Genomic DNA, 26,188 nt, shown 5'->3' on the forward strand with positions numbered 1-26,188 from the left:
AGTGATGATGGAGCTTTGACTGCTCTTTTACACCTTACATCACTGGTCCCTTTTGCAGCGGAATGGTGGTCCCTATTCGGCGGAATATTCACATAAGGATTTGGAACTATGGATCAGGGATAAATTTAAGGACCTTGATAATATAGAATTCCAGGAAGATGTAGCAATTCTGTTAAACGATCCGAATATTGGTTTTACCGAAGCCGATCGTAAATCCCGGATCAGAAAAGCGAGGAATATTTGTATAATATATGGCATCGGTCTAATAATTCCCGCAACAGGGATTTTCTTTTTCTTTGATATGAAGATATTGGATATAATAATGCTTATTTATCCGCTTTTAGCAATTCCAATTATGCTTACAAGCAATGGGTTGATCCGGTTTTATATAAAAAAGAACAGCCCTTTTTTTACTACGTATATAACTGTTTACATTTCTTCTATAGCCTTGTTCATAAGGTCGGCGGATAGTAACCACGTCATTCGTTTTTCTCCGCTCTTGCTACCTTGTTTGACTATTGGTTTAGTATATTGTCTTTTTCTAAACCTTGCTGCACGCGGTAAGGTCGCCACTACCACGCAGCCGACCAAAATGGCATTCTTTGTATTGATTCTGGCCGGATTGATCTTCGCTGCCGGCAGCAGCAGGACACTTAATTGCACCTTTGATAATTCGGCAGAACAACAATTTCAGGCAACCATATTAAATAGAAATATCACGCATAATAAAGGCACCACTCATTATCATCTTACAATAAGCACCTGGGGGCCGCAAACAAATGTGGAGAATATAACCGTTTCAGAAAGCACTTATAATAAGCATACTGAAGGTTCGGCTATAACCGTTTATCTAAAAAAGGGATTATTAAATACTCCCTGGTATTTTGTTTCCCAGTAACTGTTGATTCCGTAATATGCCCATTTGAAAATATGCCCTTACGAGATGGAATAGCATAATGAGATTGCCACGCTGCGCTCGGAATAACATGTTGATTATTTTAAATCATCTTGTGATGTAACAGAGTGGCGTGAGAAAACGCTTTAAATCAAGGGAATCTTATCATCCTACGAATCACGGTTCAGACAAAAGTATGTACCGCAATCCTTTGAAATACTAAAAATATTATCATATTTTTGCTAATATTTTTATCAAAATGAATAATGATATTTTATTGATCGTATCGCTGGTGATCCTGATCGTATCTGTTTTTTTATTTTTAAAAAAGCCAATGGCGGTTGAACTGATATCGGCAGAAGAGTTGAAAAAGCTCCGTATCGAGCATGACCTGCTTAAAATATCCCTGGCTAAGGCCGAGGAAAAAGCTGATATTATTGCAAACGAAAAGGAAAACATCATTCAGCTTTTAAAGGACGAAAAAACGCGCCTGCTTGATGAATTATTATACGAGCGTACCCAGCTGGCCCAGGCTAATCAGTCGTTGGAAAGTTCGCGGGCTTACTATAAATCGCAGCAGGAAAAGGTACAGGAGCAAAAGATAGAGATAGAGCAGATCCGTGTACAATTTCAGCGGGAGTTCGAAAACGTGGCCGAAAAACTGCTCAAAGAAAAATCAAAGGAGTTTATTGATATAAACCGTAATAACCTGGACATGATCCTTAATCCGCTGAAAGAAAACCTGAAGGCATTTGAGGATAAGGTTGAGAAGGTTTACAACATGGAGGCAGCCGAGCGCAACACCCTGAAAGGCGTGATCACCCAGCTGATGGACCTTAATAAACAGATCAGTGACGAGGCCCAAAATTTAACCAAAGCCCTTAAAGGCGACAATAAAAAACAAGGCAACTGGGGCGAAGTGATCCTGGAGCGGGTGCTGGAACGATCAGGACTGGTGCGCGACCAGGAGTACCGCATACAAGCCGCCATGCAAACCACCGATGGCACCCGTTACCAGCCTGACGTGATCATTGACCTGCCCGATGAAAAACACCTCGTGATCGACTCCAAAGTATCCCTTATTGCGTATGAACGCCTGGTGAATGCCGATACAGAAGAAGACCGCAAGCTTTTTGCCAAGGCCCATATCGAATCGATTCGTAACCATATTGGTGGTTTGTCATCCAAAAAATATCATGATCTGTACAAGATCAATTCGCCCGATTTTGTATTGCTTTTTGTGCCGATAGAATCATCGTTCAGTATTGCTGTTCAGCTGGATGGCGAACTGTTTAATTATGCCTGGGACAAAAAAGTGGTAATTGTAAGTCCCTCCACGTTGCTGGCCACACTGCGCACCATTGCCAGCATGTGGAAACAGGAACGCCAAAACCGTAATGTATTGGAAATTGCCCGCCTCAGCGGCGATATGTATGATAAGTTTGTGGGTTTCCTGGGCGATATGGACAGCATCGGTAAGAATATAACTTATACCCAAAATGCCTATAACAGTGCAATCAATAAACTATCTGATGGTCGTGGAAATTTAACTACCACTGCCGAAAAAATTAAGAAGTTAGGTGCTAAAGCTGATAAGCAGATAGATCAGAAATTTATTGGGGATGAGTAAGGGTAAAAACTATCAGCCTTTACGTCATGCCGAATTTATTTCGGCATCCCACAGGACAGGCTATATAAAATCATAATTCCAACTCGCTTTTTAAATCTTTCATTTCAGCGTTTACGGACTTAATTAAGTTAATTTTCCAATCCTGATGCCATCTTTTCAATTGCTTTTCGCGATCTATCGCATCAGTTATCCTTTCAAAATATTCGTAGTATACAATATCATGGAGCTTATATTTTTTAACAAATGCCGACCCTTCTCCATTTATATGCTGCCAAACCCTTGTACGCAAATCGCTGGTTACACCAATGTAGAAGGTTGTACGGTAGGTGTTTGACATGATATAAACATGGCCTTGCTTATAAAGCATATTGGTTAAAGTTATTTAGCCAATATAAATAATGTTGAATACTTTGCATGTGGGATGCCGAAATAAATTCGGCATGACAGATGGGATTCGTGTCCTAAATAAATAAAGGTCATCCTGAACTTGTTTCAGGATTCCACAGAACGGGTTCTCAACTTAGCATGTGGGATGCCGAAATAAATTCGGCATGACAAAAGCGCGTTGGTGTTATTCCATTATCTCTGCCCTCTTTACACTAAACCAGGCATTAGCCGGTTTGGAAAAAAGGAATATCATGGCAATTATCTCCACAACTATTTCGGCAGCATATAATACCATGACCAGGCTGGTAAGTTTTTCCTTTTCACTGTTATTTATCAGCCGAATAATATTGGCTGTGAATAAAAGTAAATTGAATAATATCAGGACAAGCATTACTATCCTTGCCCATTTTTTTCCCTGATTAGTTGAGGATATAAAAAAGCTGATAAATAAAAAAGTAACTAAAAAAGGGACAATACCAATACCATCGAGCCAATCGGTGGTCATGGATAAAATAAAGGCTATGTATAGTAAAATAACCCCGTTAACTACCTGTTTAGGCTTATCGTTATTGTTATCCTGATTTGAGTTTAGCTTTTTGAAAAGAATATTCAGCATTACTGTTCATTTTTAAAAGCATTCCAGCCCTGTGCCTTTAAAGGGTGCGAGTTCCCTGTTTTTGTGATGAGGTTACAGCCTGCTGAGGGCTCAGTTATATGACCTATAATGGTGATATCCATTTTAAACTTGATCTTGTCGTAGTCGGCTTGTTTAACAGTAAAAAGGAGTTCATAGTCCTCGCCTCCACTCAGCGCGCAAACGGTTGGATCAAGGTTAAATTCGCGGGCCGTTTCATAGGTCATTGGATCAAGCGGAATTTTTTCTTCGTATAAATTGCAGCCTTTATCACTTTGCTTGCAAATATGCAATATCTCAGATGCCAAACCGTCTGATACATCGATCATCGCAGTAGGTTTTACATCAATACTTTTTAGCAGTTCCACAATATCACGGCGCGATTCGGGCTTTAACTGGCGCTCAACTATATAATCTTTACCTTCCAGATCGGGTTGTATTTGTGGATTTTCCAGATAGATCAGCTTTTCGCGCTCGAGCAATTGCAAACCAACATAAGCACCACCCAGATCGCCGGATACACAGATCAGGTCACCTTCGCCGGCGCCATTACGGTATACTACATCGGCTTCATCAGCATACCCGATAGAAGTTACACTGATCACCAGGCCTTGTTTTGATGAAGTAGTATCACCACCAACCAGGTCTACATTATATTTTTCGCAGGCAATATAAATGCCTTCGTATAGTTCTTCAATGGCTTCCAAAGGGAACTTACTCGACATACCTATCGATACAGTAACCTGTGATGCGGTACCGTTCATGGCATAAATATCGCTCAGATTTACCTGTATAGCTTTATAGCCCAGGTGTTTTAAAGGGGTATAGGCCAAATCAAAATGGATCCCTTCCAGCAACATATCGGTGCTCACCAAAACTTTTTTACCTGTAAAATCAAGTACAGCAGCATCATCGCCAACACCTTTTACGGTACTTTCTTGTGTTAGCTTTATATTTTTTGTCAGATGGTTTATTAAGCCAAATTCGCCTAAGTCCTCTAAATTTGTCCTATCCTGATTTTCAAACATTTTCCTTTATAAAAAATTAATTCGCAAAAATACGAAACCTAAAGTCAATTTCGGGCCGTCGCAAAAACCCGCTTGATGTCTACCGCCGAAGGCGGGAAATTTTTAGGGATTTTAGACTTCTACCGAGCTTAGTTAAAAATATTTATCGCGCTACCCAAAATGCATCATATCCGCCTTTGGCGAAAAAAATTTTTGAGATTTTAGGGTCTACTATATATAGCGAGTCATGCCGAACTTGTTTCGGCATCCCATAAGCAAGGTTTAAAACATGTTGGCAGCCTTTTCTGTGAGATGCCGAAACAAGTTTGGCATGACTTTATCCGTTTATTATTTTTTTACAATCCCAACCTTGCTGATATCTCCAGCATGCGTTCAATTGGTTTTACAGCACGTTCAATAATATGCTGTGGCACTGTTATTTCTGGCGATCCATTTTTTAAACACAGGTATAATTTTTCCAGTGTGTTACGTTTCATGTGCGGACAATCATTACAGGCACAATTATTATTTGGCGGTGCCGGGATAAACACTTTGTCAGGGTTTTCCTTTTGCATCTGGTGTAATATACCAGCCTCCGTGGCTACAATAAATTCCTTATCCGGATGGCTGCCTGCATATTTCAGGATCCCCGTTGTTGAGCCAATATAATCGGCCATTTGCAGTATCACTTCCTCACATTCAGGGTGGGCAAGCAGCTTAGCTCCGGGATGTCTTTCCTTCAGTTTGGTGATCTTTTCCCTTGAGAAAATTTCATGAACCATACAGGCTCCGTTCCATAATACCAGGTCGCGTCCTGTTTTTTTAGCTACATAAGCACCCAGGTTTTTATCCGGCCCAAATATGATCTTTTGATCTTTTGGCAAGCTCTCAACAATGGCTACGGCGTTACTTGATGTACAAACAATATCGCTTAAAGCTTTCAGTTCGGCCGTGCAGTTTACATAGGTGATCACCAGGTGATCGGGATAGTTTTCCTTAAATTTTTTAAACAAATGAGGCGGACAACTATCTGCTAATGAGCAACCTGCCTTTAAGTCGGGTAATAAAACTTTTTTGTTGGGTGATAGTATCTTGGCAGTTTCGGCCATGAAGTGTACCCCGGCGAAAACGATAATATCGGCGTCAGTTTTAGCGGCTTGTTGCGATAGCCCAAGGCTGTCGCCAATATAATCTGCAATATCCTGAATATCGGGTTCCTGGTAGTAGTGGGCCAAAATAACTGCATTTTTTTCCTTTTTAAGTTTTTCAATTTCATCAAAAAGATCCAGTGTGGGGTCGATGTATTCGTCCACAAATCCTTTCACATTTATTTCTTCGAAGGTATCCATTTCAACAATTCAATTAATAACAACTATTTTTTATATAAATAAAACTATTGTTTATTGGTGTGTTAGTTATGTGCAAAAATCGGTATAATTTTTTTGGGATAAATTAGTTTTCACTTTTTATCAACAGTTATCAACATGTTTTGATAGTATATACTATTGATTTTGTGATTCGTATGACAATCAAATTTATTTTAAGAAAGTTTTATGTTAATATTTTTCGGGTTGGTAAAATGTTAGCTATATGACTTTATCATCTCAAAAGTCGCTTAAAAATTATTCATATTAGCAGGAAAAATGGGAGTTATCAACGCTTTCACTATTTGTTAGCTATTTGTTTACATAAAATTAACACCTTTTATACCTGTTATTAACACAAGTAGTACTTTTACACAATATACACATATAATATGACCAAAACTGTTGATTTTCTGGTGGTGGGATCGGGCATAGCCGGATTGAGTTTTGCACTTAAAGCTGCAAAGCATGGTAAGGTTCTGATAGTTACAAAATCAAACGAAGACGAATCAAACACTAAGTACGCCCAGGGTGGTGTGGCGGTGGTTGTGGATAAAAAAGAAGATTCTTTTGAAAAACATATAGAAGACACGTTAATATCGGGGGATGGTCTTTGTGACCGTGAAGTTGTGGAAGCCGTTGTTAAAGAAGGCCCGGAACGGATTAATGAAATTATTGACTACGGAACCAATTTTGATAAGACCAATGAAGGTTTTTATGACCTCGCCAAAGAGGGTGGGCATTCCGAATTCAGGGTGTTGCATTATAAAGATGTAACCGGTTTAGAAATTGAACGTTCATTGTTAGAAGAGATTCATAAAAACCCGAACATTGAAATATTAACACATTATTTCGCGGTTGATCTGATCACACAACATCATTTGGGCCAGCTGGTAGGTAAATCAAGTACAGATATTACCTGTTATGGTATTTATGCTTTCAACACAGAAAGTAATGTGGTGGAGAAAATACTTTCAAAAGTTACGGTAATGGCATCGGGTGGTGCAGGGCACATATACTCCATTACTACTAATCCTACTATTGCTACCGGTGATGGTATTGCTATGGTTTACCGGGCAAAAGGTAAGGTAAGAAATATGGAATTTATACAGTTCCATCCAACCGCATTATATAACCCCGGTGAGTATCCTTCTTTTTTAATATCTGAAGCTGTGCGTGGTTTTGGTGGTATATTAAAACGTACCAGCGGCGAAGAATTTATGCAGGAATATGATCCCCGTAAATCATTAGCGCCCCGTGATATTACTGCCCGAGCTATTGATGCTGAGATAAAAAAATCGGGAGAGGATTTTGTTTACCTTGACATCAGGCACCGGAGTAAAAAGGATATTTTAAATCACTTTCCTAATATATACGCTAAATGCCTGGAGATAGGTATTGACATGACTAAGGATATGATACCTGTTGCACCAGCCTGTCATTATATGTGTGGTGGCGTTATGGTTGATCATGTAGGTCAGTCATCTATATTAAGGTTATATGCCTGCGGCGAATGTTCTTCAACTGGCTTACATGGAGCTAACAGGTTGGCTTCCAACTCTTTATTAGAAGCTTTAGTTTTTGCACATCGTATATATGAAGATGCTATAAGCAAGTTTGAAAGTTTTGTGATCCCTGAAAATATTCCGGATTGGGATGAGAAGGGCGTACAACTGTCAAATGAGGATATCCTGGTGACCCACAACGTGCGCGAAATGCAGAAACTGATGAATGACTATGTGGGTATTGTACGTTCAGATTTCAGGCTGGAAAGGGCCATGCGAAGGTTAGGTTTATTATATGAGGAAACAGAATCTTTTTATAAAAAAACAAAGCTATCCGTAAAACTTTGCGAACTGCGTAATTTGATACAAGTATCGTTTATTGTAGTAAAATCGGCCATGTTACGTAAGGAAAGCAGGGGATTACATTATACTACCGATTACCCGGTACATGCAGAAAAAGTTGAGGATACGGTATTTTAAAATGAAAAAATACATGCGTCATTGCGAGGCACGAAGCAATCTCTATGCTATACAGAGCAAATTAAAAAGTTAAATATTTTATAGTCGACCTGCCTATGTAGAGATTATTAATGTTGTGTTTGTTTTTAATTGTATTAATGAGCTCCCTGCGGTCGGTTGTCTTCGTACCTCGCAATGACGCGTGTGGAAAGATATAAAATGAGCGGAAAACGGGATTCGAACCCGCGGCCTTCAGTTTGGGAAACTGATGCTCTACCAGCTGAGCTATTTCCGCTTATTTGCATTCAAACATAATTAAAAATTCAGGTAAATCAATATATCACTCATTCAATAACTCAATAATTAAATATATGCCTGTTATACTGCCTGTTAAAGATAAAAGCCCGGTTTGGGGTGACGATTGTTTTATTGCACCCAATGCTACCATTGTAGGCGATGTAGTGATGGGGAAAAATTGTTCAGTATGGTTTAACGCGGTGATCCGTGGTGATGTACATTATATCAGGATAGGCGATAATACCAATATACAGGATGGAGCCGTGATACATGCCACTTATTTAAAAGCAGCGACCAATATTGGTAGTAATGTATCTATTGGCCATAATGCCCTGGTGCACGGCTGTACGCTGCATGATCATACACTAATAGGCATGGGTTCTATTGTGATGGATCATGCTGTAGTGAATGAGTTTGTTATTATAGCCGCCGGAGCAGTGGTATTAGAGAATACCATTTGCGAATCGGGTTATCTGTACGCAGGTATCCCCGCAAAAAAAATAAAACCATTAACCGACGAACAAAAAGCTATGCTTAAACAGCTGCCCAATAACTATATCATGTACTCGGGCTGGTTTAAGGAGTAATAGGCTCCTTGGGTACCGTTATAGCTTCTTCGGCCTCCCAGTTTGGCCTTAAAGCTATTACCTTATCACTTACCCATATATTTTCGGGTTGTCGTTTTTGGCGTACATTACCGCTATCCCACCGGCCATTCCGGTTTTCGTCGTATATAACCCTTATTAAATATTTACCCGTTAAATAATTATTATATACTACAGAGGTGGTATTTCTTATGGGATTACTTTGTAATACAACTTTTTGTTCGTTCAACAATTCAACAACATAAGCCTTTGAAGTATCGGGAGGAACAGTAACTTTTACAGTAAGACTGCTATAATTTTCAGTTTTGTCAACCTGAAATCTTTTTGATGGTAATCTTTTATTTTTATCACCATATATGGAAGTAAACGCACTTTCATTTAAAATGAGCTCATACTTACTGCCTTGCCGCCATCTGTATTTTAGTGCAAGCTTTTTAAAATTACCCGTATCTTTCTGTATGGTATAATCACTAACGGCTACAGCTATAGAGTCTTCATTTAAAGTTACACGTGAATTATCAAAATTTTCGATGGGTAAGCTCGCTGTTAATATCAAATCATTACCAGGTTTAAGTAAGTTGTTTCCATTTATATTGTATTGAAAGTTAAGCGTACGCTGAAAACTTTCTTTTTTTGCTTTTAAAAGAGAAGTTGTATCAACCGGCTTATTATTATCAAAAACAACAACCCTTACCGAGTCAAAATTCATGTTGTGTAAATAAACAGACGCTGTATCTTTTGTTTTACTAAACTCCACCTGTTTTTGCTTGTTAAGGTCTGCGGGGTAAATAATCTTCATGGAAGGATTATTCAGGGCTTTGTTGAAAATGAAAAGCATCTTACCATCTGTGTCAAATCTTTTCTCAGAAAACCTGAATTTTTCGGGAAGCTGTTTAAATAAATTTAGCTGAATATTTGTGGTATCTGATTTAAGGTGGATGGGGTTCTTCAGAAAAGCAATAAGCTCCTGGTCATTATCAAATATTTTATTGGGTGATGCTTCTTTCAATGCATATATGCGGTAGTCGTTCTCATGTAAATTGTTCAGACTAAAATTTCCGGACGAATCTGTAGTGGCATAAACGCTTGGTTTCTTTTTACCAAAAAGAGTATCCTGTTTTAACGGAAAAAGCATAACGGTTACATCCTTTTCTTTTTCCTGCGTTAGGGTATTGGTAACACTGCCGGTTATACTTAATGAATCGATGTGCGGGCCCGTCGAAAAAACGTAGGTGAAATTTTTGAGCACATTACTTTCGTTCACGTCTTGTATAGACTTGCCAAAGTTTATAACGTAGGTAGTATTTTTTTGAAGGGTGTCTTTAAATTTTATTTTAAGATCTCTTTTGTTCGAATTATATTCCGGCGCTTTTTCCATCGCCGGGCTCATGCTTATTTCCTGGTACTGGTTTGTCAGTTTTATAAACTCGTCAAATTGCAGGTCAATTTCTTTAGCAGCAAAATTACGGGTCTTGTTAGCCGGGACTGCCTTCACCAACTTGGGCGGGGTAAGGTCGCGGGGCCCTCCCTGGGGTGGTTGTTGAGCTGCGCAGCCAAAAAGCACTAAAATCGGAATTAAATGGAGTAAAAAATTGTAATAATTGACCTGTTTTTTATTTAACATGGTTTTTAGGCGATATAAGCGATTTTTATATTTTTATGAACGGTAATATTAAAAATTCAAAATAATTGATTTAAAACGATGTTTTGTAACGTATTTATTATCAATAAGTTATATATCATCTGGAGACATGTACCATTAAAACTGAAATGTCAGACGGCGAAACTCCTGAAATGCGGGATGCCTGACCTAAAGTGCGTGGTTTTATCTTCATCAATTTTTCGCGTGCTTCTTTTGAAAGTGATACCAGTGTATGATAATCGAATTCCGGGTTTATTTCGCGGTCTTCCATTTTCTTCATCCGGTCAACAATTTCCAATTCTTTTATAAAGTAACTCTCATATTTGATTTTTATTTCAGCCTGCTCAATAGTTTCTTTATCATAGGCCGATAATATTTCGGCCAGTGGTTCATCTGCTTTTTTCAGATCGTTAAAACCAATCTGCGGGCGGCTTAATAAATTAAAGAGTTTAGCATTTTGTGATAGAGGACTTGTACCCAGTTCATCAAGTAAGGCATTAACATTTGATGGATCGATAGATTTGCTTTTAGTGTAAGCAACAATATCATCCGAATTTTTAACCTTCTGTTTTACTTTTTCCAACCGTTCGTCATTGATCAAACCGAGCTCATGACCCATTGGGCTTAGCCTGATGTCAGCATTGTCCTGGCGTAATAACAGGCGGTGTTCGGCTCTGGAGGTGAACATGCGGTATGGCTCTTCGGTACCTTTTGTTACCAGGTCATCAATCAATACACCAATGTATGACTCTGATCTTTTCAGGATTAACTCATGTTTATCATTTATTTTTTGATGCGCATTTATCCCTGCAATGAAGCCTTGTGATGCTGCTTCCTCATAACCGGTAGTACCATTGATCTGTCCGGCGAAGTATAGGTTGCTGATCAATTTTGTTTCTAAAGTTAAACCAAGCTGGGTAGGTGGGAAGTAATCATACTCTATAGCATAACCCGGGCGGAACATTTTGGCGGTTTCAAACCCGGGAATTTTGGTAAGTGCTTTGTATTGTACATCCTCGGGAAGGGAGGTGGAGAAACCATTTACATAGATCTCTACGGTATTCAATCCTTCCGGTTCAACAAATATCTGGTGACGTTCGCGCTCGGCAAAACGGTTTATTTTATCCTCGATAGATGGGCAATAACGTGGACCTAATCCTTTGATACGCCCGGTAAACATAGGCGATTTTTCAAAGCCTTCTTTTAAAGTTTCATGTACATCGGTGTTGGTATAAGTGATCCAGCAGCAGCGTTGCTCTTTCATCAATTCTACATCTGTAAAAGAAAATCTACCACGTTCTTCATCACCCCATTGCTCTTCCATGAGGCTGTAATTTAGGCTGCGACCATCCACGCGGGGAGGGGTACCGGTCTTCATTCTGCCAGAGTCAAAACCTAAAGTGATTAGCTGTTCGGTTAGTCCGGTTGCTGCTTTTTCACCAGATCGGCCACCACCAAACTTCTTCTCGCCTATATGTATTACGCCATTTAAAAAAGTACCATTTGTAAGTACTACAGCGTCGGCTTCAATCTCTACACCTATAGATGTACGTACACCTGCAATGGTATTATTCTTTACTAATAAGGATGTAACGGTGTCCTGCCAGAAGTCTACATTAGGGGTTCTTTCCAGTGCCAAACGCCATTCTTCTGCAAAACGCATACGGTCGCTTTGCGCCCTTGGGCTCCACATAGCAGGTCCTTTTGAGCGATTAAGCATCCTAAATTGCAGCGAAGTTTTGTCGGTAATAATACCTGAGTATCCTCCCAATGCGTCTATCTCGCGCACTATTTGTCCTTTGGCAACACCGCCCATAGCAGGGTTACAACTCATCTGTGCAATAACCCCCATGTTCATGGTGATCAGCAATACAGACGACCCAAGGTTGGCAGCGGCAGCAGCAGCTTCACAGCCGGCATGTCCTGCACCTACAACTATTACATTATATTTCCTAAACATTTTCACCTCCATGTTCCACGTGGAACGCTATTATCTTTCTATCTAATGCGCTTAGTTAAACGCATAAATACTATTCTAATTGTACCTATGTTCCACGTGGAACATAGGAGTTTTAGCTTAAATAAAGCCATTTTAAGTGTGTAATCTTTATTCGATTTATATTCATGTTCCACGTGGAACATGAATTGTTTTCTCTTAAAATATATACAGCAGAACGTACAAAATTATTCAATCTATACTGATGTTCCACGTGGAACCCTGAATAATGATATAAATGCTACAATCCCCCATATAGCTTCTAATACCACAAAAGGGTAGAAACTGATCAAGTAGGAAGAGTAGCAGCAAGTAGCCGCACCGATAAAGTTCATAAGCTTGTAGGCCTTACTTTCAGCAGATAATTTGTTAAATAAATTTAGCAAAAAAGCTATCAAAAGAATAATTACACCTACAGAAGCAATGATATCTGATGCCTTCATATTAGGATTCTTTTAGCTCAGTTAACTCCATCCAACGGGCGCTTTTAGCATCCAGCTTTTTGTTCAAATCATCTATCTGGTTTATTATTTCATTCAACTTTGCAGGCTCAATTCCTACCACATTTAGCTGATCTGTTTTAGCTTTTATCTGATTTTCTATCTCTATGATCTCGGCTTCCGTTGTTTCCAGCTCTTTAGCTTCTTTAAAGCTAAGTTTGCTCTTTTTAACAGCAGGAGCAGCAGTTTGCACAATAGGAGTGCCCTTTTTGTTTTGCTGTTTTGCTTCTTCAAGCTCCAGACGGTATGAAGAGTAATTCCCATTATAGATCCGCACATTTCCGCCATCTTCCATAATAAAAAGTTGATCGGTTAACTTGTCCAGTAAATACCTATCGTGCGATACCATCATCAATACACCACCATAATTGGTTAAAAATTCCTCCAATACATTCAGGGTATCAATATCCAGGTCATTCGTGGGCTCATCCAGTATCAGAAAGTTAGGATTCTTCATCAGGATACTCATCAATTGTAACCGTTTCTTTTCGCCACCGCTCAATTTAGATATAAAACCATATTGTTTAGCAGGTGGAAATAAGAACAGTGTAAGCAGGGCAGAGGCCGAGATCAGTTTGCCATCGGCCATAGTGATAAACTCCGCTACGTTTTTTACAATATCAATTACACGTTCATCTTCCTTAAAAGTAATACCCGACTGGTGAAAATAGCCAATCACGGTAGTTTCACCTTTATCAATAACGCCTTTATCTGGTTGTAGGCCTCCGGTGATCAGGTTAAGCAGGGTTGATTTACCACTTCCGTTTTTACCGGCTAAGCCAATGCGGTCGCCTTTTTTAAATACATAGCTAAAGTTATTGATGAATGTGCGGTCATTGAAACCCTTATAAAGATGGTTCATCTCCATGATCTTATTTCCCTGGCGCGCAGTTTTTACGCTCAGTTCTACTTTTTCACGAATACCACCGCTTTTGGTCTTTTCTTCCAGGTCATAAAACGCGTCAATGCGTGCTTTTGACTTGGTACCCCGGGCTTGTGGCTGGCGGCGCATCCATTCCAGCTCTTTGCGCAGCAGGTTGCTGTTTTTTTGAAACGACGCCTCGTCGGCTGCATCACGCTCGGCTTTCTTCTCCAGATAATAACCATAGCTACCATTATAGGGTACTATCTTACCGCGGTCAATCTCCAATATCTCATTACAAACGTTATCCAGGAAATACCTGTCGTGCGTAACCATCAGTATGGTCTTGTTGCCGTCGGTCAGTAATTTTTCCAGCCACTCAATGGTATCAATGTCAAGGTGGTTGGTAGGCTCATCTAAAATATAAATATCAGGGTCTTCAATAAGCAGCTTAGCCAGGGCCAAACGTTTCTTTTGCCCACCCGATAGGGTATTGATCTTTTGGTTCAGGTGGTGGATGTCTAACCGGCCTAAGATGGTTTTGATCTTATACTCGTATTCCCATGCATCTACATCGCTCATCTCCTCCATCACTTTTTCAATGGCTTTGGCATTGTCGGGCTCGTTCTCTAAAAGTTCCTCATACTTACGTATCAGTTGCTGCTGTACATCATCGGCATGAAAAATATAATCGCTGATGGTTACGGCATTTTTAAAGTGGGGATCCTGTTCCAGGTAACCCATGTTGAGGTCGCGACTTTGAACCACCTTGCCTTCAGTAGGTTTTAGGTGGCCGGCTAATAATTTTAATAAGGTAGATTTACCCGCTCCATTAACGCCAACCAATGCAACCCTGCGGCCACGGTTGATGCCGATGGTAATGTTTTTAAAAAGCCAGTTGTCATGAAATTGATGGCCAAGATTCTCGGCAGAAATGTAAGTGCTCACGATAGTTGTTTTATTTTATCAGACTCATATATAAATAAGGCTGTATCATTTTTTATTGATTGTGTATACATGGCAGCAGCCACCGTTGCCGCCGGTATGCTCCTGTATTTTTTTAACCCTCCAAAAAGCAAAGGATCTATTATTTTAAATAACACGATGATTAATTTTTCGGTTATCCGTTTTTCCTGCCTGTCGCCTGTTAACAACGACGGACGATAAATATGCAGCGCCGGAAAGCCCACTTGCTGCAGATCGGCCTCTGTTTCGCCCTTCGTTTTAGTATAAAAAGCAGACGAAGTGGTGTTAGCACCTATCGACGAAACAAGATGATACTGTTTAACACCGTTTTTATGCGCTAATTGCCCCAGGCGCAAGGGATAATCATGGTCAATTTGACGGTAAACAGCCAAATCGGGCGTTTTACTTTTGGTTGTCCCCAGGCAACAAAAAATAGCATGACCGGTTAACTGGTCTGCATACGTTTCCTGCCGGGTAAAATCCACAACCAACTGAGTCAATTTAGGATGCTTTGTTGATAATTCTTTTCTAACCAGAATTAAAACTTCATCATAAAAAGGTTGTTGGAGTAAAATTTCCAGTAATTTACTGCCAATTAGTCCGCTTGAACCTGCAATAATAGCTTTATTTGCCATTGTGCGCTTCTTTTTTGCAAAAGTACGCATAAATAAATTGTGGAATAAAAATTGTATGTTTAAACATATAAATAGGAGAACATCATGAAATCAATATTTTATCCCGAAAACGAACGTGGAAAAAATGATATCGGCTGGTTAAAAGCAAACTTTTCATTCAGCTTTGCATCATATTATGACCCTAATAAGGTAAATTTTGGTGTATTAAGGGTATTAAACGATGATACTATAGCGGGAGGCAAGGGTTTTGGTACTCACCCGCATGATAATATGGAGATCATTACCATACCGCTTGAGGGTGGTTTGGAACATAAAGACAGCATGGGCAATACCGGGGTGATCAATGCCGGCGAAGTGCAGGTCATGTCGGCCGGTACAGGTGTTTACCACTCAGAGTATAATGCTTCGGCTACTAAAGACGCTAAAACACTGCAAATATGGCTTTTCCCTAAAGAAAGGAACATACAGCCACGGTATGATCAAAAGAGCTTTAAAGACGTTTTAAAGCTGAACCAGCTTACTACTTTGATATCGCCTGTAAAAAGCAATGATACTTTATGGCTTAATCAGGACGCCACCTTTAGCATGGGCGATTTTGAAGCTGGACAGCAGGTAAACTACGATATAAAGACCTCTGGAAATGGTGCTTATGTATTTGTTATTGAAGGCTCTGTTAAAATAAACAGTACGGTTTTAAACAAAAGAGATGCTATGGGTGTTTATGATACAAGTTCATTTATAATTGAACCCGAAGTACTTTCCCGTTTCCTGATCATTGATATACCAATGTCATAAACCTGCAAACCGAAACCTAAAGGTTAATTTTTCTTGAACTGCAAAATAAACAGGTAAAACAAAGTTTTACCTGACAATTAGTTGTGTAACTTATGGCAGAACAAGCAATTACCGGATGGAGGAGGTGGATGGAAGGCATTGGGGAACAATGCATTTTCTTTACCAGGTTTTTCAGAAATATATTTGCCGGCGGTTTTGAATGGTCGGAATTTGTGCGGCAATGTTATGAAATAGGCTATCGTTCCATGATGCTGGTGGGTATAACCTCCTTCATCATGGGACTGGTTTTAATTGTACAGCTCAGGCCATCCCTGGTAGATCTTGGCGCCGCCAGTATGCTGCCCAAAACACTTGCTGTATCCTTTATCCGCGAAATAGGACCTGTTATTACTGCCATTATATGCGCCGGCAAAATATCCTCGGGCATAGGGGCCGAACTGGGCAGTATGAAGGTTACCGAGCAGATAGATGCCATGGAGGTATCAGGAGCCAACCCGCTGCAATATCTTGTTGTTACGCGTATTTTGGCAACCAGTATCATGGTACCCCTTTTGGCCATTATTGGCGACGTTATAGGGCTGTTTGGTGGCTTCCTGGCCCTAAATATTACAGATAACATCAGCCTTCCTCTTTATTTTAATAAATGTATTGCCTCCCTTGATTATTCAGACTTTTTACCGGCTGTGGTTAAAACCGTGTTCTTTGGCTTCGCGATAGGTTTTGTGGGCTGCTATAAAGGATATCACTCCAATAAAGGGACTGAAAGCGTGGGGATAGCTGCCAATTCGGCTGTGGTAACCGCATCCCTGTGGATATTTGTTATTGATGCCATAGCCGTTCAGATCACCAGTTTGTTATTTTATAAATAAGATGAAGGCAACAGACGAAAATATCGATACTAAAAATCCGGCTTCAACTAAAAAGGATGAGGTGGTGATACATGCCAAAGGGGTAAAGAAGGGCTTTATTGATAAAGATGTGCTGAAGAGTATCACCTTCGACCTGAAAAGGGGGGAGAACATGGTGGTTATGGGCAAATCGGGCTCTGGTAAATCAGTAACTATACAGTGTATAGTAGGGATGCTTAAGCCAGATGGTGGCGCATTGACCGTTTTAGGTGAAAATGTAGCCGAAATGAATGATGACGAGTTGAAACAATTGCGGATGAAAATCGGCTTTTTGTTTCAGAGCGGGGCTTTGTATGATTCCATGACCGTACGGGAGAACCTGGAATTTCCATTAACCAGGGTGCTGATGCTTAAAGATCAGCAGGATATAGATAAACGCGTGGAAGAGGTTCTGGATGGCGTTGGCCTGCTTGATTCCATAGATAAATTACCTTCAGATCTATCTGGCGGGATGCGTAAAAGGGTGGGGCTTGCCCGCACCCTCATCGTAAAGCCCGAGATTATGCTTTATGATGAGCCAACTACTGGCCTTGACCCTATCACATCCAGGGAAATCAGCGAACTGATACTCCACATGCAAAAAAAATACAAAACATCATCTGTGATCATAACCCACGATATGGAATGTGCCCGGATAACGGCCGATCGCATTGTAATAATAGATGATGGAGAATTTATAGCCGAAGGTTCCTATAAAGAGCTGCAAAAATCGGATAACAAAATTGTAAAATCATTTTTTAGCGAAACGATATGAAAACCACATCATCACAAAAAATAAAAATTGGCCTGTTTACCTTTGCGGGCTTAGCAGTATTGGTGCTGGGTATATTTTTTATAGGCAATAAAAAAGGGTTGTTTAACTCCACTTTTAACCTGTACGGCACGTTTAATAATGTAAGCGGTTTACAGGTAGGCAATAACGTGCGCTTTGCCGGTATTAACGTAGGTGTAGTACAATCCATCAACATCGTGACAGACAGTTCGGTAAGGGTTGACCTGACGCTGAACAACAATGTGCGGAAATTCATCAAAACCGATGCAAAACTAAGCATAGGCAGCGATGGACTGATGGGTGATAAGCTGGTGGTAATTGCCCCCGGCGGTATAAAAAGCCATGACGAGGTACAGCCCGGAGGCCGGCTGGGATCCATTAACCCGGTTGATGTAGATAAGATAATAACCAAACTTACCCGCGTTGCCGATAATGCTGAAATATTAACCACTGATTTGTCGCAGATTGTAGGTAAGATAAATGGCGGAAAAGGAACCATTGGACGTTTATTGAATGATGATAAGATGGTGAGAGACCTGGAGGGTACTGTAAGACAAGCCCAAACCACCATGAAAAACGTTCACCGGACTACCAATACCCTAAATGAGGACCTTACAGCCGCGCAGCATAACTTTCTGCTAAGAGGTTTCTTTAACAAAAAGAAAAAAGCTGCCAAAGCCAAACAGGATTCCATTAAAAAGGTACAGGAGCAAGTACAGAAAGGGAAGGAAAAGGCTGCCAAAGCCAAACAGGATTCTATTAAAAAGGTACAGGAACAAGCACAGAAAGACAAGGAAAAGGCAGCGAAGAATAAAGGGGGTAATTAATTGTGTCATTGGGGGGCCTGTCATGCTGAGCTTGTCGAAGCATCGCGCGTAGGGGCCGGCCCTTACCATGCTAATGACGGTAAAAGCTCGTCCTGCATCAACTAAATACAACTATATAGAATACTATACACAAAAACGATACATTAGAACTAAAAAGCAGGCATGGGCTGCGAAATGAAATGAACAAAAAAAGCCCCTCGATATTATCGGGAGGCTTTTTTTGTTTTATAACGAATACCCCTTAGTTAAGGTATTTGGTGATATCCTCTGATAGCGGGGTAGTTTGTGACCTGAAACGATGTATTAATTTACCATTTTCATCAATCAGGAATTTTTCAAAGTTCCATTTAATTTCGCCCGTAAAATCAGGGTTTTCAGCTGTAGTTAAGTATTGGAATAACGGATCAATGTCAAGTCCCTTTACGCTAACCTTGCCGCTCATTGGAAAGGTAACTGAAAAATTTTCCTTACAAAAAGTTTTAATGTCCTGGTTGGTACCTGGTTCCTGACCGCCAAAGTTGTTGGCCGGGAAACCTACAACCACTAATTTACCTTTATACTGCTCAGATAGCTTTTCGAGGTCAGCGTATTGTTTGGTAAAGCCGCATTTAGAGGCTGTATTAACAATAAGCACTTTTTTACCCTTGTATTTGGCCAGGGAAAAGTCTTTACCATCAATGCTTTTCAGCTTAAATTCGTACACCGATGATGGTGCGGAAATAAAAAGGAATGCTAATATTAACGTAAGTAATTTCATTTTTTTATAATTGATCGTGAAACAAATTTCTTAAGTAAAATTAACTATTAAAAAATTCTTTTAGCCAAATACTCATCTTCTTTTTGTGTCATTTTCTTCTTTGTAACAACACTTTTATCTGTATAGCCTAAAAGGTGTAAAGCGCCGTGGATAATTACGCGATGCAATTCATCAGTTTCGGTGATATTAAATTTTACGGCATTTTCGCGAACGCGTTCAATTGATATAAAAATATCCCCCAGGATCTCGCCCTCAACCTCCGAATTATCAAAAGTAATGATATCGGTAAGGGTATCATGATCAAGGTATTGCTGATTAAGTGGCAGGAGGTATGCATCAGAGCAAAAAACGTAAGTAAGTTCTTTTAATTTAAAACCCTCGGCGGTAATGGTATCTTTGATCCATTGTCGCACAAGGGCCTTGTTTTTTAACTTATAGCTGATGTCTTCTTCAAAAAACTGGATAGCCGGCATTATATTTTAAAGTGTAGTTCAATAGTATTGCCTGATGTATTAAAAATACATTGATCGGCCAGGTGTTTTATAATAAAAACTCCCCGCCCGGTTAAATTCTCCAGATTTTCGGGTGCGGTAGGGTCGGCCAGGTTGGCATAATCAAAGCCGGTACCTTCATCGGTAATGGTCCATATGATGCGTTTGAGCTCAACCTCGGCATTAATGATCACCTTTTTTGTTTCATCGTGTTTATTGCCATGTATAATAGCATTTATAACGGCCTCGTTCAAACAGGTCATCATATTAGCGAAAGTATCTTCGGCAACGTGATATTTATCCGCAATTTCTTCAATCAGCAATTCAAGTCGCGCTATACTTTCCGTTTTTGACGGTAGTTGTAACGTAAATAACTCGCTGGTATGAACATTGGCCTGCTCCATTTTATTTAGCATTAAGTTGATCAAAGTAAGATTTAATTTTTTGTTTATAATACAAATTAAGTGCCGGAGATACTGTTTTTATCTGCTCTGTTTGTTTATTTCTTTGCTGCTGGTATCCCTGCAATGCCTTTATATATCCCGGAGGTATGTCTTTGCCGGTATGGCTTTCTCTTTGCTGATCCTGCTCGCGTTCCTGTTCTGCTTTTTCAGCCTCCAATAACCGGCTTTGAATTTGTTGTTGCCTCTTTAGCGCTTCATCCGTTATCTTCCTGTTTACGAGATCATGCTCAGTTTGTTCCATTTCTTTCGAAATTTTATCCAAATTCCCTAACCCACCTTTTCCATCCTTGTTTTCATCGCGGTTTATTTGCTCAAGCGCTTGTCTTATCATTTGCTGCTGACGGGCCATTTTAGCCAGTTGCTCGCTCATGTTTCCCTGGTTTCCCTGCTGGGTTTTACCCTGATTTCCTTGCTGTTGCATTTGATCGCGCGCCTTCTGCATATTTTGATTGAGCTGTTGCTGCATTTTAGCGAGCTGCGATACCGATTGCGGTTTACCCTTGCCAGCTTTGCCCTTATTCATCATTTTTTGCAATTGTTCCAAAGCTTCGCTCAGCATCAGGGCAAGGTTGTTCATGGATGTCATGGCGTATTGCTGGTGGCGGTTGGCTTCGGCTGTACGACGGTCGCCCAGGTTTTCAAGAGCCTGGTCAATGTGCGAGTTGATGCTGCTGATTTCCTTGTTTACGGTTGATTGTATTTGTGGTATGCGCCTGCTGATGGCATAAAGACTATCCTCGGCGGTTTTTAAATTATCTTTAATATCCTTTTGGTTTTGTGACAGCGTAATATAAGAAGGATCTGTTGGGTTGGTGCTTTTTAAGGTTTGCATCACCTTTTCCTGACTAAATGAACTATTTACCAGGCTTTTTAACAGCTCACGCAGTTGCTGGGCATCAATGGCATTTTCCTTGCTTTCGCCCTCTTCATTATTTTGCTGCAATTTGCCAGCCAGCTGCTGCATTTGTTTGGCTGCCTGTTTTTGCGATTTTGATGCGCCGCTTTTATTGTTTTTTTGCAGTTCGCCTGCGCTTTGATCCATTTGCTGATCAATGCTTTGGGTTTCCTTTTCGGGGTTTTCAAAATCCGATTTATGCTCGGCCTGCTCGTTTGTTTTTTGCAGGTCTTCCAGTCCCTTTTTAATATCCTGAAAATCCTTTTTCAGGTTTTCCTGCTCCTGTTGTAATGATTTTTGATCGGCACCCTGCTGCTGGGTTTTGTCTGATAGTTTTTGTTCCTTATCGGCCAGCTTGTTAAGCTGATCAACGCTTTGGTTTAGCTTTTGATCAAATTCCAGCTTTTTATACAGCTCCAGCATACGGTCCAGCTCTTTTTTTAACGATTTGTTATCCATTTGCATTTTTGATAACTCATCGCGAGTGGAGTCTTTTTGTTGCTGATCTAAAAGTTTTTGCAGGTTTTGTAGCAGTTCTTTTGTTTTTTGATCAAGTACATTGTTAAAAAGGTCCTCAATTTGCTTTTGCTTGGCTAACAATTCCTCGTTTTGCTGTTGGTTTTCCTGGCGGTTATACAGGTTTTTCTTGTTATCGTCTTTTATTTCCTTTACCAGATCTTCCAGGTCGCGGCGTTTTTGAAGCAGATCCTCTACCTGTTTTTTTTCATCAAAGGAAAGTGTGTTTTTATTTAGCAGGAGTTGGTTTAGCTTTTGCGAATCGTGCTCTACCTGGCCAGCCAGTTTAATTGCCGATTGCATTTTTTGCTTTATGGCCTGTGTGCCGGCGTTTAACTGCTCATTTGTAGCCTTCGTATCGGGCACGTTGAGGGTACGCTCAGGACTGCGGGCTTTTTTGGGTCCGTTTACTCCGTCGTTATCAGCAACTTCAAAAAAATAAGTTATCCGGGCGCCTGGATCAATACCCAGCTCTTTCAAATTCCAGAAATAAAAGAAATCCGACTGCGTTTGGTTCATGACAGCATCAATACGCTTTATGAACGTTTTTTGCCCCCCCTTATTGCCGGGAGACTGTACGCTGTAATGGAAATTTAGTGACGAAAACCCGTGATCGTCCTGAATTTTGCCATTGAAATACAGGGCTTTCATACTTACCGAATCGGATTTTTCCTGTACCATAATAGCAGGGGGCTCATCGGCAATTACGTTTATGTGGTAAGCCGCCGAATCGCTATGATTCACCAGCGGGTTTATTGGACTGAGCTTGTAAACGGTGTTTTTGTAAATCTTTTCACTATGCTCAAACAAATCGGTACCATGTGGTTTGGCCGGCTGCGCCACACCATTCATATAAAATTGCAGGCCCGATGCGTATTGTGTGTGTAATTGCCAGTTCACCAGGGTACCTGTTGGTATAATAAGGTCGCCGGCATTAACAAGTTTTTCGGATTTTTTATGGAGATAAGCCGGATAGGTAAGCTCCACATCAAAATGCAGCAGAGCAGGCTTCTGATTAACCTTAATTTCAAACTGAGCCGAAGCAAAGCCATTGCCCAACAGCCTGAACCGTGTATTTTGCTGCAGATTGGTGAACAGGTAGTGAAAACGGCTGATGTTTTCTTTATCGAGCTTAAATGTATTATTGGCGGTTTCAATATAAACGTCGGCGGGTAATCTGTCACCATCCAGTTTCAGATTAAGCTGCAGGTCATCGCCCTGTACAACCGAAAGGCTTTTATTGAGGATATTAAACTTAAACGGAGCTATCGGCACAAAATATTCATTATGCCTGATGAGCCTTTTGGTGCTTTCGGTTAATATAGATGGCGCGGCAAAAGCAAGTATTACGATTACGGCTACCGGGGCCAGCACCCATTTTAAATATTTAGTGTTTTCGCGAATATTGATGGCCGATGGAAAACTAACAGGCTTAAGCGCCTCTATCTTTTGATCAATACTGGCTTCAATAAGGGCGCGGTGTTTTTCGTCCTGGGCGGCCAACTTTTTAAGCTGCAGGGTATTGAGCAGCTTATCATTAACATCATGAAAATGTTTGCCTATAATTTCGGCAGCTTCGTCATGGGTTAATGAGCGGCCCAGCTTAAACCAGGCCAGTAATGATGGTAAAATAAGCCAGCATACAAGGCCAATATTAAGCAGGATGAAAAAATAAAACAGGATGGTGCGAAAAACGATATTGAAATTGCCAAAATATTCGCTCAGGGTAATTGCTACATAGGCTGTAAACAGGCCGGCACCTAAAAATATAAGTCCGCGCAGAAAATTATTGAAATAGTATTTCCTGATGAAGATGTTGATCTTCCCGATTAATACGTCATAATTTTCAGAAGAATTCATATTTCAGTGCTAAAATACTCAATAGAATTTAAACGATAAAACGGGGCAATTTATACAATACGGTGATTAAGTTAATAATGGAGTGTATAATAACCAACATGAACAATACTTAAAGGGCACAATTTGAGCGATAAATTTATTTAAATGAGATCATAACAATCACTTTCTATCGATAAATACATGCCATTTATCGACACCTTTATGTTTTTAAATAATGATAAAGTATGTTAGCCCGGCAGATCGGGGCATTAGCCCTGGTTGTGTGATAAGGTTTAGGTTAAGCCTCCGAACTGCGAGAGTAAGGGGGCTTTTTATGAAAGAGTGTATTAAATAATTTTATATATAAATATGTTAATGAATGTATTAACAATATTAGCTACGTTAATATGTAGCTGTTTAATTTGTCTGCTTGCGGTTCGGTTTCTGCCAAATAAGGGCAGGAGGGATGAATCCTGAGCAATTAGAAGGTGGGGCGTGAAGCCCTTTTCGACAAAAGAGGGGCGATAAGGAAATTTAATTTATAACTCAACTTCGTATCAGTTACAATTAGCACCAACATGAGTTTTATTATTGTGTTTGGGGCTATCTTACGCTCACGGTGGTTTTTTTTGATAGTGGCGTTACTGTTTTTCAGCATGTTGAAGCATATTAAAAAGCGCTATTATCCAAATTGGAAATTTCCGGATTGTATAAGCATTGGATATGCTGAATATTTGTATAAAAGTATATTAAAAGAGATATCCAATAATTAGATGTTCCTGTTATCTTTATCATAGTGTGATATAAATAGTATATTATTTTGTGTACTAAAAAATAATTTAAACAGCTTTATTGGGTTCAAATTACGCTATTCCATTAGAAACAGCGGAATGCGAAGGTTAGGTAGCATCAATGGCCCTACTTTAAGTTAAACTCTCAGATGTGATCTTTTCCCATTTTCTATATATCGAGTCACGGGTAAGTTAGGTACTGATGCCTTTAAAAAGTAACTATGTGTTTTAGAAAAGTCTTTATATCTATTTTTCTGCTGGTATTTATGATTGCAAGTTGTACCGACCGGGATAAAACCGTTGACAAAAGTAAGCTGCTTGGTTATGATTATCGGCTTTATCAGGACTCACCTGCATGGGAATTAGCTAAGGCTGTTGAAGATCAGGATGTCGTAAAAATTAGGCAGGAAGTCAGTAGGAATAAATCACTGCTAAATTATCAGGAACCCCGATTTGGAATAGGGCTGTTACAAATGGCAATCCGAACCGAAAAATACAGATCGGTAGAAATATTAGTTCAGTTAGGTGCAGACCCTAATTTGCAAGATAGCTATGAAGGATTATCGCCTTTAATGCAGGCTGCATTTATCGGGGATGGGATACTTCAGGTAGGACGGGATACCCGGTATTTGGAATTATTATTAAAATACGGCGGCGATCCGAACCTTGAGTCACATGGGGGAGCCCGGGCTGAAGGTATCGACGGAAACACTCCCCTTTCTATAGCCTGTCTGCAAGGGTCTGTATCTTATGTACAGATATTGGTTAAAGCCGGCGCCAACATCAATCATAAAAGACACAATACGTACGATGCTCTTTATAATGCGCTTATCCATAAGTATCCGGATATTGTATTGTATCTTCTTAATCATGGCGCTATTTATAAACAACCATTATCAATAGATTATGATAATCATAAGGAATATATAACCGACTTAATGGCTGACTGGGATTTTGAAAAAGGGTCCGATAGATATAAGAGTCAGCAAAAGATAGTTGCGTTTTTACAGCGTTCTCATTCAAAATGAAAGACATTTATTCCGTTCCTCCTTGCACTTGATTGATACAATCGTGCTCACACCCCTATAAAAGAGAAAATCTTTGTTTTGTTGGATGAGTGCACAGAGCTATCTTAGGCGAACGAAACCTATGGAAATTAAGCCCATCTCAATTGAACAACAGGAGCAACTTAGTAAGATTGCAACCTCACAAGATTGGACGCCATGTCAAGTTACATTAAGTAGTGGTGTTACATTGGACAATGTATACTTAGCAAATCACGATGAATATTTAAGATCATGGGGCAGAATCAACAAAGAGATGTTAGTACCTATAGAAGAAGTAATTAGTATAGAAGAAAGCCCTAATGCTCTTCCTGTTTCACTTTCAAAGAAGCTTTACGATGCGGGGGAATCAGGTATGGGGTATTGTGTGTTTAAGATAGTATATGATACTGGTGCTACCTTTGATGTTGTTACAGGTAACGCGGTTGACTTTGTACCATCACCAGAAGGTCTAACTATAAGAAATATAGTTGATGTGCTACCTCATGAAGGCTCTAGGCAAGCTTATTTAAACGGCTTAGATTATAAGTGGTGCTTGTTTAAAGGCTTATGACATTGTGACAAAGTGAGGAATGAATTACTCAGCAAAATTACGCTTATAGCTGATGTAGCGAGGCAAGGAACTATTGCATAAACACAAGCTTATACACTGCCACACATTTATTCCGTTTCTCCTTGCACTTGA

Annotated in this window: 23 protein-coding genes and 1 tRNA gene; 10 read left to right on the forward strand and 14 right to left on the reverse strand. The window is 39.9% G+C overall.

Annotated elements, in window-relative coordinates:
* Window positions 1-100 precede the first annotated feature (100 nt).
* Together M2273_RS25255 and rmuC are read left to right on the forward strand one after the other, a co-directional pair.
* Window positions 101-898: a hypothetical protein gene (locus M2273_RS25255; RefSeq protein WP_429400553.1), complete on the forward strand. Its 798-nt coding sequence runs from the start codon at window positions 101-103 to the stop codon at window positions 896-898.
* Window positions 899-1,154: 256 nt separating this feature from the next.
* Window positions 1,155-2,525, forward strand: coding sequence for a DNA recombination protein RmuC (gene rmuC / locus M2273_RS25260; RefSeq protein ID WP_429400554.1), 1,371 nt, complete (start codon window positions 1,155-1,157; stop codon window positions 2,523-2,525).
* A gap of 70 nt (window positions 2,526-2,595) precedes the next feature.
* Here rmuC and M2273_RS25265 read toward each other — a convergent pair whose 3' ends face one another.
* From M2273_RS25265 to nadA, 4 genes are all read right to left on the reverse strand, one after another.
* Window positions 2,596-2,892 (reverse strand): GIY-YIG nuclease family protein, encoded by a 297-nt coding sequence (locus M2273_RS25265; RefSeq protein ID WP_429400555.1) that lies wholly within the window; start codon window positions 2,890-2,892, stop codon window positions 2,596-2,598.
* A gap of 204 nt (window positions 2,893-3,096) precedes the next feature.
* Window positions 3,097-3,528, reverse strand: coding sequence for a hypothetical protein (locus tag M2273_RS25270; RefSeq protein ID WP_429400556.1), 432 nt, complete (start codon window positions 3,526-3,528; stop codon window positions 3,097-3,099).
* Window positions 3,528-4,574, reverse strand: coding sequence for a thiamine-phosphate kinase (thiL, locus tag M2273_RS25275; RefSeq protein WP_429400557.1), 1,047 nt, complete (start codon window positions 4,572-4,574; stop codon window positions 3,528-3,530). Before thiL ends, M2273_RS25270 begins: the two co-directional genes overlap by 1 nt.
* 335 nt (window positions 4,575-4,909) lie before the next feature.
* Complete coding sequence (gene nadA / locus M2273_RS25280) at window positions 4,910-5,902, reverse strand: quinolinate synthase NadA (protein ID WP_429400558.1); 993 nt, start codon at window positions 5,900-5,902, stop codon at window positions 4,910-4,912.
* Window positions 5,903-6,309: 407 nt separating this feature from the next.
* On the opposite strand from nadA, the gene nadB reads away from it, so the two are divergent.
* Window positions 6,310-7,902, forward strand: a complete 1,593-nt coding sequence (gene nadB, locus M2273_RS25285; RefSeq protein ID WP_429400559.1) for an L-aspartate oxidase — start codon at window positions 6,310-6,312, stop codon at window positions 7,900-7,902.
* A gap of 201 nt (window positions 7,903-8,103) precedes the next feature.
* Here nadB and M2273_RS25290 read toward each other — a convergent pair.
* Window positions 8,104-8,176, reverse strand: a tRNA-Gly gene (locus M2273_RS25290).
* 76 nt (window positions 8,177-8,252) lie between these two features.
* Between M2273_RS25290 and M2273_RS25295 the strand changes: the two genes are divergently transcribed.
* A complete protein-coding gene (locus M2273_RS25295; RefSeq protein WP_429400560.1) occupies window positions 8,253-8,765 on the forward strand; it encodes a gamma carbonic anhydrase family protein in 513 nt (170 codons plus the stop codon).
* Here the strand turns inward: M2273_RS25295 and M2273_RS25300 are convergent.
* The 5 genes from M2273_RS25300 to M2273_RS25320 all read right to left on the reverse strand — a co-directional run bounded on the left by M2273_RS25300 (window position 8,755) and on the right by M2273_RS25320 (window position 15,384).
* Complete coding sequence (locus M2273_RS25300) at window positions 8,755-10,407, reverse strand: Ig-like domain-containing protein (protein ID WP_429400561.1); 1,653 nt, start codon at window positions 10,405-10,407, stop codon at window positions 8,755-8,757. The two genes, M2273_RS25295 and M2273_RS25300, sit on opposite strands and share 11 nt — an antisense overlap.
* A 115-nt stretch (window positions 10,408-10,522) precedes the next feature.
* Window positions 10,523-12,385: a tRNA uridine-5-carboxymethylaminomethyl(34) synthesis enzyme MnmG gene (gene mnmG, locus M2273_RS25305; protein ID WP_429400562.1), complete on the reverse strand. Its 1,863-nt coding sequence runs from the start codon at window positions 12,383-12,385 to the stop codon at window positions 10,523-10,525.
* A gap of 233 nt (window positions 12,386-12,618) precedes the next feature.
* Complete coding sequence (locus tag M2273_RS25310) at window positions 12,619-12,864, reverse strand: CBU_0592 family membrane protein (protein ID WP_429400563.1); 246 nt, start codon at window positions 12,862-12,864, stop codon at window positions 12,619-12,621.
* A 1-nt stretch (window position 12,865) separates the two neighbouring features.
* Window positions 12,866-14,731, reverse strand: coding sequence for an ABC-F family ATP-binding cassette domain-containing protein (locus M2273_RS25315; RefSeq protein ID WP_429400564.1), 1,866 nt, complete (start codon window positions 14,729-14,731; stop codon window positions 12,866-12,868).
* Complete coding sequence (locus tag M2273_RS25320; RefSeq protein WP_429400565.1) at window positions 14,728-15,384, reverse strand: oxidoreductase; 657 nt, start codon at window positions 15,382-15,384, stop codon at window positions 14,728-14,730. Before M2273_RS25320 ends, M2273_RS25315 begins: the two co-directional genes overlap by 4 nt.
* An 84-nt stretch (window positions 15,385-15,468) precedes the next feature.
* On the opposite strand from M2273_RS25320, the gene M2273_RS25325 reads away from it, so the two are divergent.
* The 4 genes from M2273_RS25325 to M2273_RS25340 all read left to right on the forward strand — a co-directional run bounded on the left by M2273_RS25325 (window position 15,469) and on the right by M2273_RS25340 (window position 18,686).
* Window positions 15,469-16,179, forward strand: coding sequence for a pirin family protein (locus tag M2273_RS25325; protein ID WP_429400566.1), 711 nt, complete (start codon window positions 15,469-15,471; stop codon window positions 16,177-16,179).
* A 92-nt stretch (window positions 16,180-16,271) separates the two neighbouring features.
* Entirely contained in the window at window positions 16,272-17,048 is a 777-nt protein-coding gene (locus tag M2273_RS25330) for an MlaE family ABC transporter permease (RefSeq protein ID WP_429400567.1), read from the forward strand.
* Window position 17,049: 1 nt separating this feature from the next.
* Window positions 17,050-17,841, forward strand: a complete 792-nt coding sequence (locus M2273_RS25335; RefSeq protein WP_429400568.1) for an ABC transporter ATP-binding protein — start codon at window positions 17,050-17,052, stop codon at window positions 17,839-17,841.
* Window positions 17,838-18,686 (forward strand): MlaD family protein, encoded by an 849-nt coding sequence (locus M2273_RS25340; protein WP_429400569.1) that lies wholly within the window; start codon window positions 17,838-17,840, stop codon window positions 18,684-18,686. Before M2273_RS25335 ends, M2273_RS25340 begins: the two co-directional genes overlap by 4 nt.
* A 241-nt stretch (window positions 18,687-18,927) precedes the next feature.
* On the opposite strand, the gene M2273_RS25345 is transcribed toward M2273_RS25340, so the two are convergent.
* The 4 genes from M2273_RS25345 to M2273_RS25360 are packed head-to-tail and all read right to left on the reverse strand — an operon-like array spanning window position 18,928 to window position 23,669.
* Entirely contained in the window at window positions 18,928-19,443 is a 516-nt protein-coding gene (locus tag M2273_RS25345) for a glutathione peroxidase (protein ID WP_429400570.1), read from the reverse strand.
* 47 nt (window positions 19,444-19,490) lie between these two features.
* Window positions 19,491-19,916, reverse strand: coding sequence for an rRNA maturation RNase YbeY (gene ybeY / locus M2273_RS25350; protein WP_429400571.1), 426 nt, complete (start codon window positions 19,914-19,916; stop codon window positions 19,491-19,493).
* Entirely contained in the window at window positions 19,916-20,350 is a 435-nt protein-coding gene (locus M2273_RS25355) for an ATP-binding protein (RefSeq protein WP_429400572.1), read from the reverse strand. Before M2273_RS25355 ends, ybeY begins: the two co-directional genes overlap by 1 nt.
* Window positions 20,340-23,669, reverse strand: coding sequence for a DUF4175 family protein (locus M2273_RS25360; protein WP_429400573.1), 3,330 nt, complete (start codon window positions 23,667-23,669; stop codon window positions 20,340-20,342). The genes M2273_RS25355 and M2273_RS25360 overlap by 11 nt, the downstream gene beginning before the upstream one ends.
* 991 nt (window positions 23,670-24,660) lie before the next feature.
* Here M2273_RS25360 and M2273_RS25365 point away from each other — a divergent pair.
* Together M2273_RS25365 and M2273_RS25370 are read left to right on the forward strand one after the other, a co-directional pair.
* A complete protein-coding gene (locus M2273_RS25365; RefSeq protein WP_429400574.1) occupies window positions 24,661-25,467 on the forward strand; it encodes an ankyrin repeat domain-containing protein in 807 nt (268 codons plus the stop codon).
* A gap of 121 nt (window positions 25,468-25,588) precedes the next feature.
* Window positions 25,589-26,056, forward strand: a complete 468-nt coding sequence (locus M2273_RS25370; RefSeq protein WP_429400575.1) for a hypothetical protein — start codon at window positions 25,589-25,591, stop codon at window positions 26,054-26,056.
* Window positions 26,057-26,188: the final 132 nt, after the last annotated feature.

The sequence above is a fragment of the Mucilaginibacter lappiensis genome (assembly GCF_050433765.1).
Lineage (GTDB): Bacteria > Bacteroidota > Bacteroidia > Sphingobacteriales > Sphingobacteriaceae > Mucilaginibacter > Mucilaginibacter lappiensis_A.

Excerpts from the sequence above, each read along its gene's own strand:
- rmuC (WP_429400554.1), top strand. The coding sequence starts at position 1,155 with ATGAATAATGATATTTTATTGATCGTATCGCTGGTGATCCTGATCGTA.
- M2273_RS25270 (WP_429400556.1), bottom strand. The coding sequence starts at position 3,528 with ATGCTGAATATTCTTTTCAAAAAGCTAAACTCAAATCAGGATAACAAT.
- M2273_RS25355 (WP_429400572.1), bottom strand. The coding sequence starts at position 20,350 with ATGCTAAATAAAATGGAGCAGGCCAATGTTCATACCAGCGAGTTATTT.
- mnmG (WP_429400562.1), bottom strand. The coding sequence starts at position 12,385 with ATGTTTAGGAAATATAATGTAATAGTTGTAGGTGCAGGACATGCCGGC.
- nadA (WP_429400558.1), bottom strand. The coding sequence starts at position 5,902 with ATGGATACCTTCGAAGAAATAAATGTGAAAGGATTTGTGGACGAATAC.
- thiL (WP_429400557.1), bottom strand. The coding sequence starts at position 4,574 with ATGTTTGAAAATCAGGATAGGACAAATTTAGAGGACTTAGGCGAATTT.
- M2273_RS25325 (WP_429400566.1), top strand. The coding sequence starts at position 15,469 with ATGAAATCAATATTTTATCCCGAAAACGAACGTGGAAAAAATGATATC.
- M2273_RS25335 (WP_429400568.1), top strand. The coding sequence starts at position 17,050 with ATGAAGGCAACAGACGAAAATATCGATACTAAAAATCCGGCTTCAACT.
- M2273_RS25310 (WP_429400563.1), bottom strand. The coding sequence starts at position 12,864 with ATGAAGGCATCAGATATCATTGCTTCTGTAGGTGTAATTATTCTTTTG.
- M2273_RS25295 (WP_429400560.1), top strand. The coding sequence starts at position 8,253 with ATGCCTGTTATACTGCCTGTTAAAGATAAAAGCCCGGTTTGGGGTGAC.
- nadB (WP_429400559.1), top strand. The coding sequence starts at position 6,310 with ATGACCAAAACTGTTGATTTTCTGGTGGTGGGATCGGGCATAGCCGGA.
- M2273_RS25345 (WP_429400570.1), bottom strand. The coding sequence starts at position 19,443 with ATGAAATTACTTACGTTAATATTAGCATTCCTTTTTATTTCCGCACCA.
- M2273_RS25330 (WP_429400567.1), top strand. The coding sequence starts at position 16,272 with ATGGCAGAACAAGCAATTACCGGATGGAGGAGGTGGATGGAAGGCATT.
- M2273_RS25370 (WP_429400575.1), top strand. The coding sequence starts at position 25,589 with ATGGAAATTAAGCCCATCTCAATTGAACAACAGGAGCAACTTAGTAAG.
- M2273_RS25365 (WP_429400574.1), top strand. The coding sequence starts at position 24,661 with ATGTGTTTTAGAAAAGTCTTTATATCTATTTTTCTGCTGGTATTTATG.
- ybeY (WP_429400571.1), bottom strand. The coding sequence starts at position 19,916 with ATGCCGGCTATCCAGTTTTTTGAAGAAGACATCAGCTATAAGTTAAAA.
- M2273_RS25360 (WP_429400573.1), bottom strand. The coding sequence starts at position 23,669 with ATGAATTCTTCTGAAAATTATGACGTATTAATCGGGAAGATCAACATC.
- M2273_RS25320 (WP_429400565.1), bottom strand. The coding sequence starts at position 15,384 with ATGGCAAATAAAGCTATTATTGCAGGTTCAAGCGGACTAATTGGCAGT.
- M2273_RS25300 (WP_429400561.1), bottom strand. The coding sequence starts at position 10,407 with ATGTTAAATAAAAAACAGGTCAATTATTACAATTTTTTACTCCATTTA.
- M2273_RS25340 (WP_429400569.1), top strand. The coding sequence starts at position 17,838 with ATGAAAACCACATCATCACAAAAAATAAAAATTGGCCTGTTTACCTTT.
- M2273_RS25265 (WP_429400555.1), bottom strand. The coding sequence starts at position 2,892 with ATGCTTTATAAGCAAGGCCATGTTTATATCATGTCAAACACCTACCGT.